General features: G+C 46.2%; 19 protein-coding genes and 2 pseudogenes. 11 read left to right on the forward strand and 10 right to left on the reverse strand.

Annotated elements, in window-relative coordinates:
• Positions 1-60 precede the first annotated feature (60 nt).
• From GXP72_RS05615 to GXP72_RS05660, 10 genes and pseudogenes are all read left to right on the forward strand, one after another.
• A complete protein-coding gene (locus GXP72_RS05615; protein WP_208763585.1) occupies positions 61-444 on the forward strand; it encodes an Imm50 family immunity protein in 384 nt (127 codons plus the stop codon).
• Positions 445-668: 224 nt separating this feature from the next.
• Entirely contained in the window at positions 669-941 is a 273-nt protein-coding gene (locus tag GXP72_RS22555; RefSeq protein WP_071994450.1) for an HNH/endonuclease VII fold putative polymorphic toxin, read from the forward strand.
• A gap of 9 nt (positions 942-950) precedes the next feature.
• A complete protein-coding gene (locus GXP72_RS05625) occupies positions 951-1,349 on the forward strand; it encodes an Imm50 family immunity protein (protein WP_024906919.1) in 399 nt (132 codons plus the stop codon).
• A gap of 323 nt (positions 1,350-1,672) precedes the next feature.
• A pseudogene (locus tag GXP72_RS05630) lies at positions 1,673-2,887 on the forward strand (RHS repeat-associated core domain-containing protein); the annotation flags it as partial.
• Positions 2,888-2,889: 2 nt separating this feature from the next.
• The gene (locus GXP72_RS05635; RefSeq protein WP_208763586.1) at positions 2,890-3,447 is read left to right on the forward strand and encodes a DUF1629 domain-containing protein; all 558 of its coding nucleotides are present in this window, start codon (positions 2,890-2,892) and stop codon (positions 3,445-3,447) included.
• A 146-nt stretch (positions 3,448-3,593) separates the two neighbouring features.
• Positions 3,594-3,962, forward strand: a complete 369-nt coding sequence (locus GXP72_RS05640) for a hypothetical protein (RefSeq protein ID WP_024906921.1) — start codon at positions 3,594-3,596, stop codon at positions 3,960-3,962.
• An 85-nt stretch (positions 3,963-4,047) separates the two neighbouring features.
• Complete coding sequence (locus tag GXP72_RS05645; RefSeq protein WP_090417901.1) at positions 4,048-4,632, forward strand: hypothetical protein; 585 nt, start codon at positions 4,048-4,050, stop codon at positions 4,630-4,632.
• A gap of 155 nt (positions 4,633-4,787) precedes the next feature.
• Entirely contained in the window at positions 4,788-5,174 is a 387-nt protein-coding gene (locus tag GXP72_RS05650; protein WP_208763587.1) for a hypothetical protein, read from the forward strand.
• 386 nt (positions 5,175-5,560) lie between these two features.
• Positions 5,561-5,938: a hypothetical protein gene (locus GXP72_RS05655; RefSeq protein ID WP_061715814.1), complete on the forward strand. Its 378-nt coding sequence runs from the start codon at positions 5,561-5,563 to the stop codon at positions 5,936-5,938.
• 246 nt (positions 5,939-6,184) lie between these two features.
• A complete protein-coding gene (locus GXP72_RS05660; protein WP_208763588.1) occupies positions 6,185-6,838 on the forward strand; it encodes a LysE family translocator in 654 nt (217 codons plus the stop codon).
• Between the two features lie 546 nt (positions 6,839-7,384).
• On the opposite strand, the gene GXP72_RS05665 is transcribed toward GXP72_RS05660, so the two are convergent.
• The 7 genes and pseudogenes from GXP72_RS05665 to GXP72_RS05690 all read right to left on the reverse strand — a co-directional run bounded on the left by GXP72_RS05665 (position 7,385) and on the right by GXP72_RS05690 (position 12,894).
• A complete protein-coding gene (locus tag GXP72_RS05665; protein WP_061715812.1) occupies positions 7,385-7,588 on the reverse strand; it encodes a hypothetical protein in 204 nt (67 codons plus the stop codon).
• A 123-nt stretch (positions 7,589-7,711) separates the two neighbouring features.
• Complete coding sequence (locus tag GXP72_RS05670) at positions 7,712-8,848, reverse strand: asparaginase (RefSeq protein ID WP_024906937.1); 1,137 nt, start codon at positions 8,846-8,848, stop codon at positions 7,712-7,714.
• A gap of 35 nt (positions 8,849-8,883) precedes the next feature.
• A pseudogene (locus GXP72_RS22560) lies at positions 8,884-9,006 on the reverse strand (serine dehydratase); the annotation flags it as partial.
• Positions 9,007-9,534: 528 nt separating this feature from the next.
• Positions 9,535-10,254 carry an alpha/beta hydrolase gene (locus GXP72_RS05675; RefSeq protein ID WP_061715811.1) on the reverse strand — a complete coding sequence of 240 codons (720 nt, stop codon included), beginning with the start codon at positions 10,252-10,254 and terminating at the stop codon, positions 9,535-9,537.
• Between the two features lie 210 nt (positions 10,255-10,464).
• Positions 10,465-11,133 (reverse strand): class I SAM-dependent methyltransferase, encoded by a 669-nt coding sequence (locus GXP72_RS05680; RefSeq protein ID WP_071994451.1) that lies wholly within the window; start codon positions 11,131-11,133, stop codon positions 10,465-10,467.
• A 213-nt stretch (positions 11,134-11,346) separates the two neighbouring features.
• Entirely contained in the window at positions 11,347-11,802 is a 456-nt protein-coding gene (locus tag GXP72_RS05685) for a hypothetical protein (RefSeq protein WP_148769270.1), read from the reverse strand.
• A gap of 207 nt (positions 11,803-12,009) precedes the next feature.
• Complete coding sequence (locus tag GXP72_RS05690; protein WP_090417896.1) at positions 12,010-12,894, reverse strand: LysR family transcriptional regulator; 885 nt, start codon at positions 12,892-12,894, stop codon at positions 12,010-12,012.
• A 119-nt stretch (positions 12,895-13,013) separates the two neighbouring features.
• Here GXP72_RS05690 and gstA point away from each other — a divergent pair, with 119 nt between their 5' ends.
• Positions 13,014-13,619 (forward strand): glutathione transferase GstA, encoded by a 606-nt coding sequence (gene gstA / locus GXP72_RS05695; RefSeq protein WP_024906942.1) that lies wholly within the window; start codon positions 13,014-13,016, stop codon positions 13,617-13,619.
• On the opposite strand, the gene GXP72_RS05700 is transcribed toward gstA, so the two are convergent.
• From GXP72_RS05700 to glnP, 3 genes are read right to left on the reverse strand one after another with little or no spacing between them, the layout of a single operon-like run.
• A complete protein-coding gene (locus GXP72_RS05700; RefSeq protein WP_061715807.1) occupies positions 13,613-14,626 on the reverse strand; it encodes a C45 family peptidase in 1,014 nt (337 codons plus the stop codon). The two genes, gstA and GXP72_RS05700, sit on opposite strands and share 7 nt — an antisense overlap.
• 21 nt (positions 14,627-14,647) lie before the next feature.
• Positions 14,648-15,370, reverse strand: a complete 723-nt coding sequence (glnQ, locus tag GXP72_RS05705; protein ID WP_024906944.1) for a glutamine ABC transporter ATP-binding protein GlnQ — start codon at positions 15,368-15,370, stop codon at positions 14,648-14,650.
• A 2-nt stretch (positions 15,371-15,372) separates the two neighbouring features.
• Complete coding sequence (gene glnP / locus GXP72_RS05710; RefSeq protein WP_024906945.1) at positions 15,373-16,029, reverse strand: glutamine ABC transporter permease GlnP; 657 nt, start codon at positions 16,027-16,029, stop codon at positions 15,373-15,375.
• Positions 16,030-16,070 lie beyond the last annotated feature (41 nt).

Consider the following 16,070-nt stretch of genomic DNA (forward strand, 5'->3'; position numbering starts at 1 on the left):
TTGCTTGGGTAGGTTCAGTTTCTGGCACATTAGACAATCATGAAATTTGAGAAGAGTCATATGTATTGGAACGAAATCGAAGGTGGTATTTTGTTTAACAAGGTTTTCAGTAGATATGTTGAAGTGAATGAAATCGACATCTTTGATATTAAAATAGACCGCGATACTGCTACGGTAATAATATATTTTGACTTTGTTAATGAGTTGCCTGACAATCCTCCCCAAAAATGGGTTAAAGGCTATAATAGATGTAGGTGTGGTATAAGTTGCAGTGGAGTAAGATCCTTAAAAATAGAAGGTATGTCTACGGATATGCCAGCAAAAATAGAAATACAAAAAAACACTCCCCATAGTGAAGTTATAATAAAGGGGACGGATATTTTTTTAAATTTGAAGTGTTCTCATATACAATTAATGGGACCTTTCGTATCTATTAGTCAGTAAGCTAAAGGTCGTGGTGGATTTTTAAATTTTCCTAGCTTTTATAATTTAAGGTTGGTTCAGTTTACTGAATAGATCCGATTGGGCTGAATGGTGGGTGGAACCTTTATCAGTATGCGCCGAATCCGTTGGGGTGGATTGATCCGCTGGGTCTTGCTAGCTGTACTACTAAATTTAAATCGAGAAATGCAACCTTTAGGGCAGCGAAAAGAGATGCCGGAATACCAGTGAGCCAGCAACCATCAAAAGTTGAGCTAGTACCTTTAACAGATCGAAACGGGAAATCTATTTTAGGAGACGATCATTTACCTATAAAGACACGAGAATATACTTTCTCGCGTCCAGATGGTGAATCCATTGTAATCCAGGACCATTCACCAGGGCATATCTATGGACCTCCAGGAACACCTGGTAACCAAGGGCCACATTTAAATGTTCGACCGATCAGTGATACCCGAAATGGTACTATATCTGGAACGCTAGAACATTATCCATTTTAAGGAGGGAAAATGAACTCATGGGTTGATTTATTAATTGATAAAAGAAGTATTTCTTCTATCTTCACCGATGAAGAACCTTCATTACGTAATGTTGAACTTCATGATGTGGTTTTCCATAGGGATGGGCCAAAAATCACACTAAGATTCAATATTGAAAGTTATCCTTCGCAACCACCAAAAAAATGGATAATGCAGAAATGTAATGTCGTACAATTACAATTGACTGCTATTGATATAGCGGAGGCTAGCTTATTTGGTTGGAATAAAACTAACTTTTCTTTAGATGTTAACATATCTAAAGAAGATGGTTTTATCATCATTTTAGCTCAAGATGATATATTCTCTCTCTCAATAAAAGCAAAATTCATTGATATTTCTTCAATAACAGCTTATACAATTTCAAAATAATAAAGAATGGGAGGATAATAAATCCTCCCATTGATTTTGTTCAGTTTGGTCTGATTGCATGTTCTGCAGAGGTTTGGTGTTACGACTGGAATGGGTGATACCTACTTAATCGACCATAAAACAGCATTATGTTTCGGTAAGTTTCAGTGTTTAACCTGTTGTATAAAAACTAAAATAGTTATCGTGCAGATGGCTTAATTTATCAGGGTGTGGCGGTAGCATGATTGTCTTATGCAAGCCGCTACGTCCGCGATCTGAGCGGCCAGATTACCCGCATCCGCTGCACGCCAACCGCCGAAGGCGTTGCCCTAGGTATTGAAAGCGATGAGATCGCTTACCGTCATGACGCCGAAGGGCGTCTGCTGAAGCAATACGAGGCGCGACAGGGGCACAGTCGCGCGCAGTTCAGCTATGACGCCGCGGATAACCTCGCCGCCAGTGACGATCCGGTACCGGTCACGGATAACCGCCTGCAGCACTGGCAGGCGCTGTTTATGAAATACGACCACTGGGGCAACCTGGTCAGCCGCCGCAACGGGCTGTATGAACAGCATTATGCGTATGACGCCGAGAACCGTCTGGTGTTCGCCCGGGGAACCGGGCCTGAAGGGCGGTTTGAGGCGCGCTATCACTATGACGCGCTGGGCCGCCGCACGCGCAAAATCGTCACCACGACGCACGGCACCACCGACACCCGCTTCCTGTGGCAGGGCTACCGCCTGCTGCAGGTGCAGCAGGAGAGCGGGCTGTGCAGCACTTATGTATACGATCCGAATGAAGCCTGGAGCCCCCTGGCGCGGGTGGATCACCTTCGTGACCAGAAGTGCGGTGAGATTTACTGGTTCAATACCGACCTGAACGGCGCGCCGCTGGAAGTGACCGACGAGCGCGGCGCGGTGCGCTGGAGCGGTCAGTACGGCAGCTTTGGCGAAGTACATCATCAGAGCGAAGGGTTCTCAAGGGTTGTGAATCGCACGGCGATGGCACACCAGCCGCTGCGCTATGCCGGGCAGTACGCTGACGGTGAGACGGGACTGCACTATAACCTGTTCCGCTACTACGACCCGCAGGTCGGGTGGTTTATTGTGCAGGATCCGATTGGGTTGAATGGTGGGTGGAACCTTTATCAGTATGCGCCGAACCCGTTGGGGTGGATTGATCCGCTTGGATTGCTGACCTATAACACGATGCCGAGTATTACTGGTTTCCAAAAGCATCATATTATTCCACAACAGTTAAAAGGCCATGATTTAATAAAAGCGGCTGATTTTAATATCCATGATATTAAAAATGTTATTTATTTACCTAAGTCAGCTGATTACCATCCGACAAGAACAATCCATAGTGGGTCTCACCCTGTTTATACAAAAAATATAGGTGACCAGATGGATGCTATATATGAATACGGGAAGGAAAACGGCTGGAAACAAGCAGAGTATAAACAAGCTGTTAGTGAAATTATAAAAAATGAACGTGCCGATTTACGCGGTGGGAAAACTATTCTTAACAAAAACTCGGTTAGAAAAGCGAGGTGCTAAGTATGTATGAGCTACGAATTGCTTCTGATTACCCCAATAGTTATTGGTTTGAATACCAGCACCCTGACATATCTGGAAGTGCTTTTTCTCAATGTAAATCAATTGAAAGTAACGAGGGGTATTTTTTTAAATTAAAATCTAAGGTGAGTGAGAAGGCACTGCTTGCATATGATTTTTATTATAGTGATGGGCCTATATTCATATCACCCAGACTAGCATCACTAATTTCTTGTCACGATGTTTTTCGGACTGATGTTCAACTTATTGACGCAACTGTAACTGTAAATGAAACCCAACATCAAGGGTATAAAATAATTAATATACTAAGTGAGGTTTCATGCATCGATATGGAAGCTTCAGAAAGCCAACCTATATTAAGTTATTTACCTAATGGTCCAAGGAAGTTTAGTAAAATAGTCTTCAAAGAAAATGTTGTTGAAGATTTTAGTATGGCAAGATGTAGTGAATATAAATCTTGCGTAATTATTTCAAATGAATTAAAAGAGTTCCTTTCTAAGAATAATGTGAAAGGAATAGATTTTGCTGACCCTATTTATTAATGTGAGTATGATTTTAATTAGCTAAAATGGTCCTGGGAATGATTTTCCCGGATTATAAAAACATTTAAATTCCAATTCAATATATGATTTTATCATTAACTACTTGCTTTGCAAAGTATAAAAGATAACCCTCAAGGATTGTGCGTATGAGTTGGCTAGAATACAGAAAAGCGTATGGGTTAGATGGCTTAATATATAAAATCATGGGTGGGAACACATTAGATGATTTTTGTGTGTATACAAAAGAATATGAAGCATTTGCTAAAGAAGAGCTTGTTTGTTATTTAGATAACTATCCTGTCATTAGTGATAACGATGAGGAAGTATATCCTGATTTTGTTGTTGATAATTCTCTAGAGTTGTTTTTCTATGGAGATCAATTTATAGATGTATTACATAATATCTCTATCCAAAGAGAAAAACCATCTGTAGCGGATTTCATATCAGGTTTAAATTTTTATCTCGAGAACGATAACTTCAAAGAGCTTTTATTTAAAGAGCGAGAGATTAATTAAAGATTGATTTACTTAGCTTATTTGAAGGTAGTACATACTGAGAATGTAATTCTAAATTAATTGGTTATTACTGAGGGCTATATTTATGGATGCGTCTGAGACTATTGTGAATGAGATTGAAAAAGCATTAAAACAACTTATTGTTATTTGCAATAAACACTCGCTGTCAGGAAGTTTCAGCACCGTCACTGATCTGGACAATGCCTTCCCGTCCAACTTACCTCGTTCGACAGAGGTGGAATTTTTATATGAAAATTATAATCCTGAAAAGTTAAAGATTGAAACAGGCTTCACGCCAATTAAACTTCACTCGGCCAGTGAGCTCTTGAAGGCTCAAAGTGGTTATGAATACTTACCAGATAATTATCTTGTTATTGGTAATGATTTAGGCGGAGGTAAACCTATAATTGCGGTTATCGATGAAGGGAGTTCCTCTGTTTATGCAGGTTGTGATGTAATTGAACCGTTTCAGATAGCTAGTAGTCTCTCTGGGTTCATATTTTCTCTAGCTGAGCTTATTGATTTGGTATATGGCCAATACGATATCTTTGATATAGCAGATGATAATGACGAAGTAAAAGATGATTTTATTGATGAATTGCGGGGAAGGATTGTGCCTCTTATCGGTAATGAAAACTTCAATGCATTTTATAATTATTTTTATGGATAGATTTTTTCTTTAAAAGGAAACCCTCACGGTAAAATATTATTTTATAGCGAGGTGAGGTTCTCTTTTTTACGGGTATTTTAAACAAGATTTAAAATAGTAATGCGGTGTATTTATTCAAGAGAAATTAATCTAATGCATGAAAGGAAAGGGATTATATGCAGACTACGCGAGTAATGGGAGAAGGATATGAACCTTACGTTGAGCAATTAGGTGACAAACTGATTTATTCCTTACCTGTCGAATCGGGATTTGTCAGCTTTCATTTTGAGTTTGATATTCGTCAGATCGATCTTGACATCCTGCTGTCCGATCATTACCGGCGGGCCGTCCTGGAAGTGTCCGCACACACTTTGCTCCAGCACTCGACGTTGAAGGGACATAAACGATTTACTCAGAACGATTTTGATAACCTTATTGCCACTACCCTTCATGCATCGCAAGAGCATCTTAGCGCATTCATTTCTAAAATTAATCGGGAGCACAATATTTCGATGGAACATTATGTGAATGACATAGTGAATAGACGCATAACCAAAGGATGAATATCCCGATCCCAGATAAGGTCAACATTCATCTTAAAATCACGCTGTATGTACAGCTCTTTTCAACCTCGTGCTGCCCGAAGAAGTCAAATCGATTTCGAGATAACCGACGAATGCGGCTAAGTGCGCAGAAGCGGCCAGCTCTGCAGCTTTGGCGAGGTACGTCATCGGAGCCAAGGTTTCCCATGTGTTGTGAATCGCATGGCGATGGCACATCAGCCGCTTCGCTATGCCGGAAATATATACTTTGCCTTTAACAGGAGCAATATTAAAAATATTTGTGCGGATGCAATCTTCGACTACTTTTACGATACTAACATGTTAATGAATATCATGCTTTCGGTAAAATCTGTCAGGAGCAAAACGATTCAAGACAAGGACAACTGATGAGTAATGTTAAAAATCTTATCGCAGCGTATATTAACTGCTTTGAAGAAAATGATGTCCTCACTATCGGAATAGGAGATGACACTCATGATCCAAAAAACTTTATCATTATCGGACGATTTGATGAGGATGAATTACCTATTAACGACTGCATTGGATTTCAGAGTGAGTCAACGGAATATGAGTTAACAGACTCTATTCGTTCCGTTCAACTCACAGATGGCAAACTTGTGATCGTGCTTAATGATGATGCCGCAAAAAAAATTGGCATCAGCGAATATCGCGTGGTCATTCCTGCAGCAAAAGATTTTAAATCGCTTGAAAAGTATTTAAGAGAAATCTTTGATGGCAGTGATGTACCGCTACAATTACCGTAAGGTTTTAGCCACTACATTGCTATCTTAGCACCCGAACTTTAAAAGATGCAGGCGGGACATTTCGAGTAGAGGGCACATGTGTTGAGCCAACGTTTAACGGCGAATAGGATTGCTACGTCACTGTATGAGGTGAATGCGAAAGATATGTCCGCTTTGTGCCAGAAGCAGACGCTGCAGTATATTCCACTTTCGGCTCGAATCGGACTGATGTAACGTAGCAGAAATATTTATCCGGACTTAACCAAGATGCCTTCCATCGAAACGTTTCTCACTTTTCTTCTCGCGCTAACGCTTCTGGAGATTTCTCCGGGGCCAGACATGATGCTAACTATCGCAAGAGGAGTCGGTCAGGGAAGACGTATTGCACTGCTTACGGTACTGGGTAATGTCTTTGTAGCTGGTTTTGTGCAAGTTTCTTTTCTTGTCCTGGGGCTGGTAGCCGTTGTTCATGCCTGGCCGGTTGCGCTAGATCTGTTAAGGCGGGCTGGTGCGGTTTATCTGATGTGGCTGGGCATAAAAATGATTGCGACTTCAGGCACAGATACGCGGCTGCGAAAAACTGCCAAAATTTCTGACTGGAGTGCCGTTAAGGAAGGCGCCCTGAACAGCCTGACTAACCCAAAATCTCTACTGTTCATGTTCGCTTTTCTTCCTCAGTTTGTCGATCCCGCTGCGGGTCCTGTCTGGCTGCAATTGCTTGTTCTGGGTAGTATCCAGAAGCTGGCAGGAATTATTTCCCTGGGGTCAGTCGCAATGGCATCAGGGACATTTGGAAACTGGCTAAGTAAACACCCAGGCTTTATCAAATGGCAGGAACGATTTACAGGCGTTGTCATGATAGGCCTCGGCATCCGCATGTTGTTTAGCGGGTCTGGTGTCGTATCGAAATCTTCCAGTTAAGTTTTACCGAAAGGGTAAACCCAGTGTCCGCTCCTCGCTCATAGCGGATCTTCATCTCAGTAGGCTTATCAGTTCCGCTCTGCGAGCCCTATCGAAGCAGTTTAAGGGGGCACAGAATGACGTTCGCCACTATTGATGACGTCAGAAACCGGATCGAACCGTTAGACAGAGAACTGCTCATCGGATAACGGAAATGCAAGCTGTCGTTTTTACCCGTTCTGGTAGCTGTTAAGGGTGAGCGGTTATGAGAAAATAACCCACGCAAACGGTTTCGTTGGTTTTAACCGTTTTCGACACATTATCTATCGCTGTGATGGCGTTGTTGTTTAGCATTTTATTCTTTACGTCTCCTCCCCTGGGGAGACGTCTTTTTCCCACGCACTCTTCACAATGTCTGCAACCCCAAACGCCCTGAAAAATCGCCTTTGATAAGGGATTAGATGTACCTCTATGAGAGTTTGGCCATCAGAAGAAAGGGTTTGAGCTCTGGAAGTCAGTTGCAGCCATGTTCCGTATTCGCTGCAGGGGAACCTGCTCTGAGTTTGTTTAACCTTTCCACGGCAATAACGTCTCTTTCGCACGGAACGGGAGGCGCGTAAAAATAACCCTGTATCTCTGCACACCTTCCTCAAGGATACGATCAAATTGCTCCTGAGTTTCAACACCTTCAGCGACAGCGGCACAGTCCGGCCGAACGACGGCATCTTTAACAAAACTGCCGTCAATTTTGATTTTGTCAAACGTGAACATGCGCGGATCATGGCTATGCGTTATGGTATACCGCCCGATCACCATATTTCACAGGCGTTTCCCCAGATAAAAAATTATCTGTAAAAGCATCGAAAACGCCTCTTATCGAAGGGTATTTTTACGTCAGTTTTTATGGCCGGTAACTGACCAGAATGCGGCCTGAACGTTTTCTGGTGAAGTCTTTCCGTTTGCAAGCAGAAGCTGAGTAAGGATCCGTGCTTTTGCCGGATTCAGCCCCGACGAAACAACAAAGCCGGCTTTGTTATCATCGACCTCGACGTTACGTTTTACTGCTCCTGTATAGGAGCGCGATGCGCGGACCACGACAAGTCCATGCTCCCGGGCCGCTTTGAGCGCAGCTAACGCTGAGGCGGATGTATTTCCGTCTCCCACGCCGGCGAGAATAATTCCTTTTGCACCATCACGCACCGCATTGTTGATTTGGACATCGTCCATATTACTGTGGGCATAAATGATCTCAACCCGCGGAAGTTTATGGGATGCAGGTAATTGTAGAGACAGACGAGATTCTGCCGGCACCGGGGTAATATAATGAACTTCTGCCGCATCGACATAACCCAGTGGGCCGGCGTAAGGTGACTGAAAAGTAGCCACTCCGGTTGTATCCGATTTCGTGGACCAAATCGGTGACTGGATAGTGTCATTCATCACAATCATTACTCCCCGTCCCTTCGATTGTTTGTCCACAGCAGTATTCACAGATTCAAGCAAATTAGCAGGGCCATCTGCACCAGTTGCTGTCGCCGGTCGCATGGCTCCAGTAATAATAACAGGCTGGGGGTGATGTATTACCAGACTGAGGAAAAAAGCTGTCTCTTCAAGAGTATCTGTGCCATGGGTAATAATAATAGCGTCAGCGGCACCTGTACTGAACAGATCGTCGATCTTCTGGGCAAGATCAAACCAGATTTTATCATTCATGTCCTGAGAACCAATGGATGCGACCTGGACACTACTAAGCTGGGCTTTTTTATCCAATCCTGGAACGGCTGCAAGCAATACTCTTGGGCTGATGGCGCCGGATGTGTATCCGATAGAGCTGGAGTCTTCACCAGTGCTCTGTCCAGCAATGGTACCGCCGGTAGCAAGGATCATCAATTTAGGCAGAGCTTCAGTCGCTTTTTGGCTATATGTCGTTAATGACGGCGAGGCCGTTGCAGCCTGAGAACCATGAGTAAATAGCGAGGCATATACTAGTGTTAGCGCAAACGCGACAGGATGATTTATAGGCTTGAACATGACTTATTCCTTAGATAAAAGGCAGATGCCTTAACTTTTGTCGCCGATACTTTGGCTGGAGCATCATGGGGCATGACAATCGTAGCCGACATACCGGGTAATTTTGCAGACAGAGTGGTAGCCTGAACATAATTTCCGGATGAAAAGGCCAGAGTACCGACTGAGAGCAGGCGTTATAATTACTCATCTATCAATTTTTCAGCAGATGCAACTACATCACCATAAGCAAGTAGTGTTATATAAAGAACACCTCATTTATACACACCTTGTCCTTTCACTTCCAGTTCTCACTCTGGAAGACAAGCTTATATTGCGACACATCTCAAAGAAAAAATCCCTGGAACATAAATGGGGTTATTTAATCTATGTAATTTATTCCATACAAAATTTGATACAGAATCCACTAATGAGTCAAAAGTTGTCCTGGTGATGGTTTTAACAGAATTGATGTTATCAAAATATAAAAAACAGAACTAATGCATGCACAATGTTAACAATATGAAAACATTTTCAAGTCAACGTGTTAACAAAAAGGCGGGTGTTAAAGTTTAATATGTCAACTATGATTTTTAATTGGGTTTTTAATAAGCCACTGTTTTCTTTGCTTACATTTCAAAAAGACTACGGCCTCGTTGCGGGAGGAATAGATGGTGCTTGTCTGCTGCGTGCCAGGAGCGGTCATTGATTTAATCAGATAAACAATGCTTAAAGGCCGATCTTACGTTTTCGTATAGCGCAGGTGAGAGCATGACATTTTCCCAAATATTATTATGTCCAGCTTTGGGAATGGTCAGAAGTTGCTTTTGACTACAGCATGATGCAGAAGACAGCAGCTTTTCTGGTATTTCTGAGGGGATGATTGCATCATTTTCGGCAGCAATAATCAGTAAATTCCCGTTAAACTCAGCAGCAATGTTCCATGCATCTGTATGTTCCCAATTCCTGGGTTGGCGTATTATTGCAGAGAAATCAGGGCCAAACTTAACTTTATATGCAAGTGTTGAGTAGACACCTGGAACCATAAGGATGAGAGATCGGAATTGCATCGCTTTACTAAGCTGAAGTGCATTATAGGCTCCCATACTGATGCCCATACAACCTGTAAGCGTCTGCCCCAGAGAAGCGATAACCGCCTCTGCTTGCATCGTACGATTAAAAAGAGAAGATTCGTGAATGTCTCCCCCCGTTTCACCATGACCTGTAAAGTCAAATACCGTCGTTCCAAAACCCAGGGTATCCAAAATATCCCGGTATTTGTAGAAAACGGTTCGATCTTTGCCGCCACCATGAAGCATCAGAACATGTCCATTGCGCCCAAATGTGCTTTCAGCATGAATTGTTTTGCCATGGAACGGGACCAGGAAGTTGTGACTCGAAATCATCTTCGTATGTGTTTTTGGCGACATGGTTTATTCGTTGTATCAAACCCAAGCGCGCCATGCAATGTCAGACTGAATCACCACTGCTTCGGTAGCCATTTTTTAGTTTGTCACACGATCTCTTGCCCAATTGATGTGCGTCGGCATCTTCCGCTCCTCGCTAAAAGCGGAATTCAGACTAGCATCTAATTTCGATGACTGAAGCGGATGTAACTTTAACGAGCAATCAGCCGATAATTATTTCAAAGAACATACCAGAGTGGCATGATCCCACCACTCGTTGGTATTAACTTTTGTTGCAAGTACGTTAAATTGTGCTTCCTGTATCTCATTTGTTAATGCAGGGAGAGGTTTCAGGGTACGCCAGGGGTGACCTTCTTTCAGTAAATGATGTCTTATAGGATCAAAAACACTAATATCATCAGAATTACGGGGGCTTCCACACATGGAGCTGATCACAAGCCGTCCGCCGGGTTTGAGCAATCTTTTCGCTTCTGCGAAAAAGCGAGTTCGGTCATCATCTATCAGGCAATGCAAACAACTACCATCAATAACCAGCTCAAACATTGAGTCCTTGCATTGATAAATATGACAAACATTTCCGACAAGAAAATGAGCGGAGAGGCCCGCTTGTTGAAAACGCCTTTCAGCCCATCTGATAGCGGTTTCAGAAAAATCCACACCCCATACTGAATATCCTCGTTCAGCAAGAAACTGCGCAGCCATCGCTCCATTACCACATCCCATTTCAAGTATTGGCGCGCCAGGTTGGGGTAAATAATTATTAAAATCAAGCCACTGAAAGATTTTTTCTTGCTGTTCTTTTGCCCTGAAATAACCTTTATCAGCCCAAGCTATAGCCCCATTCGCTATGAGTTGTCTGTATTTTTCTTCATAGGGATTCATATTTAAGACGCTTTATTGCAACAATAACACCCTTTATTTTATATGTTATTTATGGAAAAAATGAAGTTTCTGGCGAAAAAGTGCGTGCTGTAGATACACGCACTAACGTCCGCTTTCACTCTTAAGGGACATTCGACAAACAACATTGTATTTTGCGTAAGGCCGAAATTCCTGCTTCTTACTCAGCAGTTTTCCGGCCTCCCATCTCACGCCTCAGTGCGCCGCGATATACGGCTCCTTCACAAACTCCGCCATTAGCCAGACCATATCATGCAGCAGCCCGGTCAGCTCTTTCGCCACGCTCGCAGGCAGTGTTCCGCCCATCACCGCCAGCGTTAACGCCACGGCATAGTCCACCTGCAGAGTCGTCTCTTGCCAGCAGTCCGGCACGCAGGAAGCCATCTTTTCTCCCGCAATCAGCTGTTCAACCAGATACGGCGGGAGTTCAGCATCACAGCACTCCCGTAGTCGCTTCAGCGCAGCCAGCAACCGCTTACAGAGCTTGGTGTATGTCACTTCGTCGTCAGTTTCCACCAATACGCTTACATAGGCGGTGCAGGCATCGGCCAGTTCGAAGAGATCCGCAGAATCGGAAATTGAATTGTTGATGAGGTGACAAACAGCGCTTTCCGCAGAGAGCGCGTAAGAAAATTCAGGGGTAGTAGCCATTTAGCATCCTCGTTGTGCAAAAAAATGTCATGTTATGCTAACGGGTTCCTACGCCCGGTTACGGATGTGCCGCAACGCAGGCACTTTACGACCGCGAAGAAGGGAAAAAAAGGGATAGCCATGAATTACATCAGGTTGCTTGCAGGTTTGCGAGGCGGCTTCCAGAAGGGCGTAGCCGCCGGGCACATTTTGTACCGCGGTTACTCTTTACGCAGACTTTTTCATTTTGATCAATCCTTCTAATAACGTCTGCGTCGCGCGGGAAGATTTGCCCGCCTGGGAGCAAACCAGCCCAAACTCCCGGCACAGCGAAGGCGTCACGGGCACGACGCACAAACCGCGTAATTCATCCGGCAGAGCGGATTCAGGTATCAGTGCGACGCCCAAGCCTTCGCGTACCAGCAGGCAGGCGCTGATCCAGTCGCGGACGGTCACCTGTACGTCAGACAGTTCCAACCCAGTCTGCTCCATCAGGCTTTTTCCATTGACGGCACAACCGCCTGTGGCGAGTACGAAGGGCTGGTCTGCCAGTTCCTCAAGGGTGATGCCGCGCGTGCGTGCATAGCGAGCCAGACGGTGGTTGGCTGGTAACACTGCGACCCATGCATCTTGCCCCAGGATCGCATCCGCGCGTCCGGGAACAGGGTTCATGACCACACCGATATCAACAGTATCTGCCGCAAGCCACTCTTCGACCTCCTGGTCCGTGCCTTCCAGTACGACCACCTCTATTTCAGGATGCAGGCGCTTCACGTCCCGCAGCAGCCCCGGCAAAAGCGTGGACGTTACTGACGGAAAACTGGCAAGTCGAATGCGCCCGCCACTCAGCCCGCGGCTCTCATCCGCCAGTGTGCGGATGGCGTCCAGCCGTGCCAGCATGCTTCTTGCCTCTTTGACAACCCGCTCGCCCAGGGCTGTAACACCGACGTGGCGTCGCTCACGCGTAAATACCGCAAATCCTAATGAAGCCTCTAACTGAGCGATCGCCTGGCTGGCACCCGACTGCGTCATGCCGACCTCTTCAGCGGCACGCGAAATATTACTGGCGTCCGCCACGGCAACCATCAGGCGCCAGTGCAACAGATTCATCATGGCTATCAGTAGCTCAGCTAATAGTTAATTTATGAATCATTAATTTTACAGTGATAACGGTTTTAAGCACAGTGAATGCAAACCGAATGTTTATCACTCACAGCTTTAACGGAGAGATTATGAAACTCTATTACGCCCCGGACACCTGTTCACTCTCACCCCATATCGTGCTTCGCGAACTGGCGATTGAGTTTGAGCTGGTTAAAGTGGACAACAGGAGCAAGCTTACCGCTGACGGGCGCGACTTCCTGACCATTAACCCTAAAGGCTATGTCGCCGCGCTTGAACGGGATGACGGAAATGTCCTGACCGAGGGGCCAGCGATTTTGCAATACCTCGCTGACCTCAAGCCGGAGAGGGGGCTGGCACCGCGCGCAGACAGCTGGGAGCGGGTGCGGCTTCAGGAATGGCTTAACTTTATCACCAGTGAAATACACGCGGGATCGGCTCCTCTTTTCAACCGCCTGCTGCCCGAAGAGGTCAAATCCATTTTTCGTGAGAAGCTCTTCAGGCCGTTCAGTTTTCTTGAGGAAACGCTCTCCACTCGCGCTTATTTGACAGGATCGACCTTCAGCGTGGCAGATGCCTATCTTTTTACCGTGCTGAGGTGGTGCAAGTTCTTCTCCATCGAGCTGAGCCCCTGGCCTGCGCTGCTGGCGTACAGGGATAAAATTAATGCCCGTCCAGCGGTGCAGGCCGCATTACGTGCGGAAGCGGCTCAGTAAGACTGTAAAGCGGGTTTTTGCCGATCGTGAGTGAATATCTGCCATTTTATCTCCGACATGCTCAGGGTAAAAATGGCGGTGGCAAGCGTGTTCTCTTCATCAGGATCGTTTGGCGAGAGACGATAAATCGGGAGCGCGGGATCATGCTGGTCTGAAAGAATACCCAGTGCCGCCGCACCATCAAGGTGAGATTGCGTCCCCAGCCAGGCGTTTAACCTCTGCTGGCGTGACCGGGAGCTGTCAGTGATCACCTGCTCAACCGCAGCAAGCTGAGGGTGGATAAGGTGATTAGCATGGGCGAAAACCTCCCGCAGCGGCGTGACGGAACAGCCTGTTCCCGTCGCTTCCACGCTAAACAGCCGGCTGTCTCCCATTTGTCCCAGCGTATGATGAAATGCACCGGCGCGTGGCACGGTGGTCAGTATTGAGATGGCTTCATCTAAGGTGGCGGCATTCAGCGCGGCGCGGGCTAATACCTGGCGCGGCATTCCGCGTGGACGGTGCAAAGCGCGAATGTTATTCACCGTATTCACCACGCCCTTTTCGTTTACGGCGAAGGTATGTCCGCAAATTGAGCCTGGATAAGCAAAACTGGTGAACGCCAGGCCGTCATCCGGGGTGATGCTGACGATGGCACAGTCATTGCGAAGCTGCGGGAAACCGTCTTCATTATGCGCGATAATCAGCTCCCCCTCTGCGGTTCTTCCCGCTACCGTGGTACAGCCATCAGAGGTTGAGCGCACCAGATCGCCGCGGCAGTTCCAGGCAAACACCTCATCAAACGGTGCTTCCAGACCCTCGGCTAATCCCTCCAGCTCCTGCCAGATCAGGGGATAGTGTGACTGGACCCGCGAGCGCATGCTTCGGGTCTGTTCTGTGTCTTTCATGGCGGTAACGGTTTGCCACAACGCCGTTTGCGTGAGTTTTGCATGCCAGGCCTCGCGGCCAAAGGCGCCAAGTTCCTGACCTACTGCAAAAGCGGAACCACGAATGTCGATTTTTTTCATAGTATTATCATTCACTTCTGTTCAGGATACGTGTTGCAAAAATTCTTTCAGGCGTGGATTGCGACTGCTATTCAGCAGCATATCAGGTGGACCATCTTCGGCAATGGTGCCGCCATCAATAAAGATGAGCCGGGATGCCACATCCCGGGCGAAGCCGATTTCATGGGTCACAATCACCATGGTCATGCCTTCTTCGGCCAGCGAGCGCATGACTTTCAGCACTTCATGCCGTAATTCGGGGTCCAGCGCTGAGGTCGGCTCATCGAACAGCATCATTTTCGGCTTCACCGCCAGGGCTCTGGCGATGGCCACGCGTTGCTGCTGACCGCCAGAGAGCTCTGATGGGTAGTGACTGGCGCGTTCGCGTAAGCCAACGCGGTCCAGTAGCGCCAGCGCCTGCTCCCGCGCGGCGGCTTTGCTCTGTTTGCGTACGCGAACCGGACCAAACATCACATTCTCCAGCGCCGTCAGATGGGGGAACAGATGGAACTGCTGAAACACCATCCCGGCTTCGCGGCGGATATCACATTCGTTAGCGTGAGGATCGGTAATATGCATTCCCGCTACCAGCAGCGTGCCGGAGGAAATTTCCTCCAGCTTGTTAATGCAGCGCAGCAGCGTCGATTTGCCCGAACCGGAAGGGCCGATGATCACCACGACTTCGCCGGCGTCAATTTTTAAATTGATGTCGTGCAGCACCTGAGTGGCACCGAAATTTTTCGACACTGCGCTAAATTCAACCATGCTCATAAAATATGGATCCTCTTCTCCAGTTGCTTCAGCAGGAAACTCAGGCACAGCGTCACCAGCAGATAAATCATTGCCACTGCGGTCCAGACTTCCAGCGCGCGGAAATTACCGGCAATAATTTCTTGCCCCTGACGAGTTAATTCCGCCACACCAATCACAATAAACAGCGAGGTATCTTTAATACTGATAATCCACTGATTACCTAACGCAGGGATCATACGGCGTAATGCCAGCGGCATAATGACATGCCATAGCGTGCTGCGCTGAGATAATCCCATTGCCAGGCTGGCCTCTCTAAAACCTTTGTTAATCGAGAGGATCGCCCCTCGGGTGATTTCTGCAATATAAGCACCCGAGTTAATCACAATAGTCGTAATGGCCGCGGTTACCGGGTCGATATGAATCGGTAACACCATGGGCAGTGCGAAGTAAATAAACATCACTTGCACCATAATAGGCGTCCCGCGGATTAACTCGACAAAGACTAACGAGACTGTCTTTGATATTTTCCCTCCGAGCGCCCGGCAGGTTCCCGCCAGCAGGCCAATAACAAAACCACCCAATAAACCTGATAATGAAATAATCAGCGTCAACTGTAGTCCTTGCAACAGCAGCGGCAGGGACTCCCAAATATATTTACTGTCGAAATTCATCATGTTACCCGTTAAGATGCAACGAGGTCGGATCGCTCCGA

Origin of the sequence: Enterobacter sp. SES19, assembly GCF_011765665.1 — a bacterium.
Taxonomy (GTDB): domain Bacteria; phylum Pseudomonadota; class Gammaproteobacteria; order Enterobacterales; family Enterobacteriaceae; genus Enterobacter; species Enterobacter pseudoroggenkampii.

Bases quoted from the DNA above. Each gene is read 5' to 3' on its own strand.
- GXP72_RS05615 (WP_208763585.1), top strand. From the start codon at position 61: ATGTATTGGAACGAAATCGAAGGTGGTATTTTGTTTAACAAGGTTTTC.
- GXP72_RS05625 (WP_024906919.1), top strand. From the start codon at position 951: ATGAACTCATGGGTTGATTTATTAATTGATAAAAGAAGTATTTCTTCT.
- GXP72_RS05635 (WP_208763586.1), top strand. From the start codon at position 2,890: ATGTATGAGCTACGAATTGCTTCTGATTACCCCAATAGTTATTGGTTT.
- GXP72_RS05640 (WP_024906921.1), top strand. From the start codon at position 3,594: ATGAGTTGGCTAGAATACAGAAAAGCGTATGGGTTAGATGGCTTAATA.
- GXP72_RS05645 (WP_090417901.1), top strand. From the start codon at position 4,048: ATGGATGCGTCTGAGACTATTGTGAATGAGATTGAAAAAGCATTAAAA.
- GXP72_RS05650 (WP_208763587.1), top strand. From the start codon at position 4,788: ATGCAGACTACGCGAGTAATGGGAGAAGGATATGAACCTTACGTTGAG.
- GXP72_RS05655 (WP_061715814.1), top strand. From the start codon at position 5,561: ATGAGTAATGTTAAAAATCTTATCGCAGCGTATATTAACTGCTTTGAA.
- GXP72_RS05660 (WP_208763588.1), top strand. From the start codon at position 6,185: ATGCCTTCCATCGAAACGTTTCTCACTTTTCTTCTCGCGCTAACGCTT.
- GXP72_RS05665 (WP_061715812.1), bottom strand. From the start codon at position 7,588: ATGTTCACGTTTGACAAAATCAAAATTGACGGCAGTTTTGTTAAAGAT.
- GXP72_RS05670 (WP_024906937.1), bottom strand. From the start codon at position 8,848: ATGTTCAAGCCTATAAATCATCCTGTCGCGTTTGCGCTAACACTAGTA.
- GXP72_RS05675 (WP_061715811.1), bottom strand. From the start codon at position 10,254: ATGTCGCCAAAAACACATACGAAGATGATTTCGAGTCACAACTTCCTG.
- GXP72_RS05680 (WP_071994451.1), bottom strand. From the start codon at position 11,133: ATGAATCCCTATGAAGAAAAATACAGACAACTCATAGCGAATGGGGCT.
- GXP72_RS05685 (WP_148769270.1), bottom strand. From the start codon at position 11,802: ATGGCTACTACCCCTGAATTTTCTTACGCGCTCTCTGCGGAAAGCGCT.
- GXP72_RS05690 (WP_090417896.1), bottom strand. From the start codon at position 12,894: ATGATGAATCTGTTGCACTGGCGCCTGATGGTTGCCGTGGCGGACGCC.
- gstA (WP_024906942.1), top strand. From the start codon at position 13,014: ATGAAACTCTATTACGCCCCGGACACCTGTTCACTCTCACCCCATATC.
- GXP72_RS05700 (WP_061715807.1), bottom strand. From the start codon at position 14,626: ATGAAAAAAATCGACATTCGTGGTTCCGCTTTTGCAGTAGGTCAGGAA.
- glnQ (WP_024906944.1), bottom strand. From the start codon at position 15,370: ATGGTTGAATTTAGCGCAGTGTCGAAAAATTTCGGTGCCACTCAGGTG.
- glnP (WP_024906945.1), bottom strand. From the start codon at position 16,029: ATGAATTTCGACAGTAAATATATTTGGGAGTCCCTGCCGCTGCTGTTG.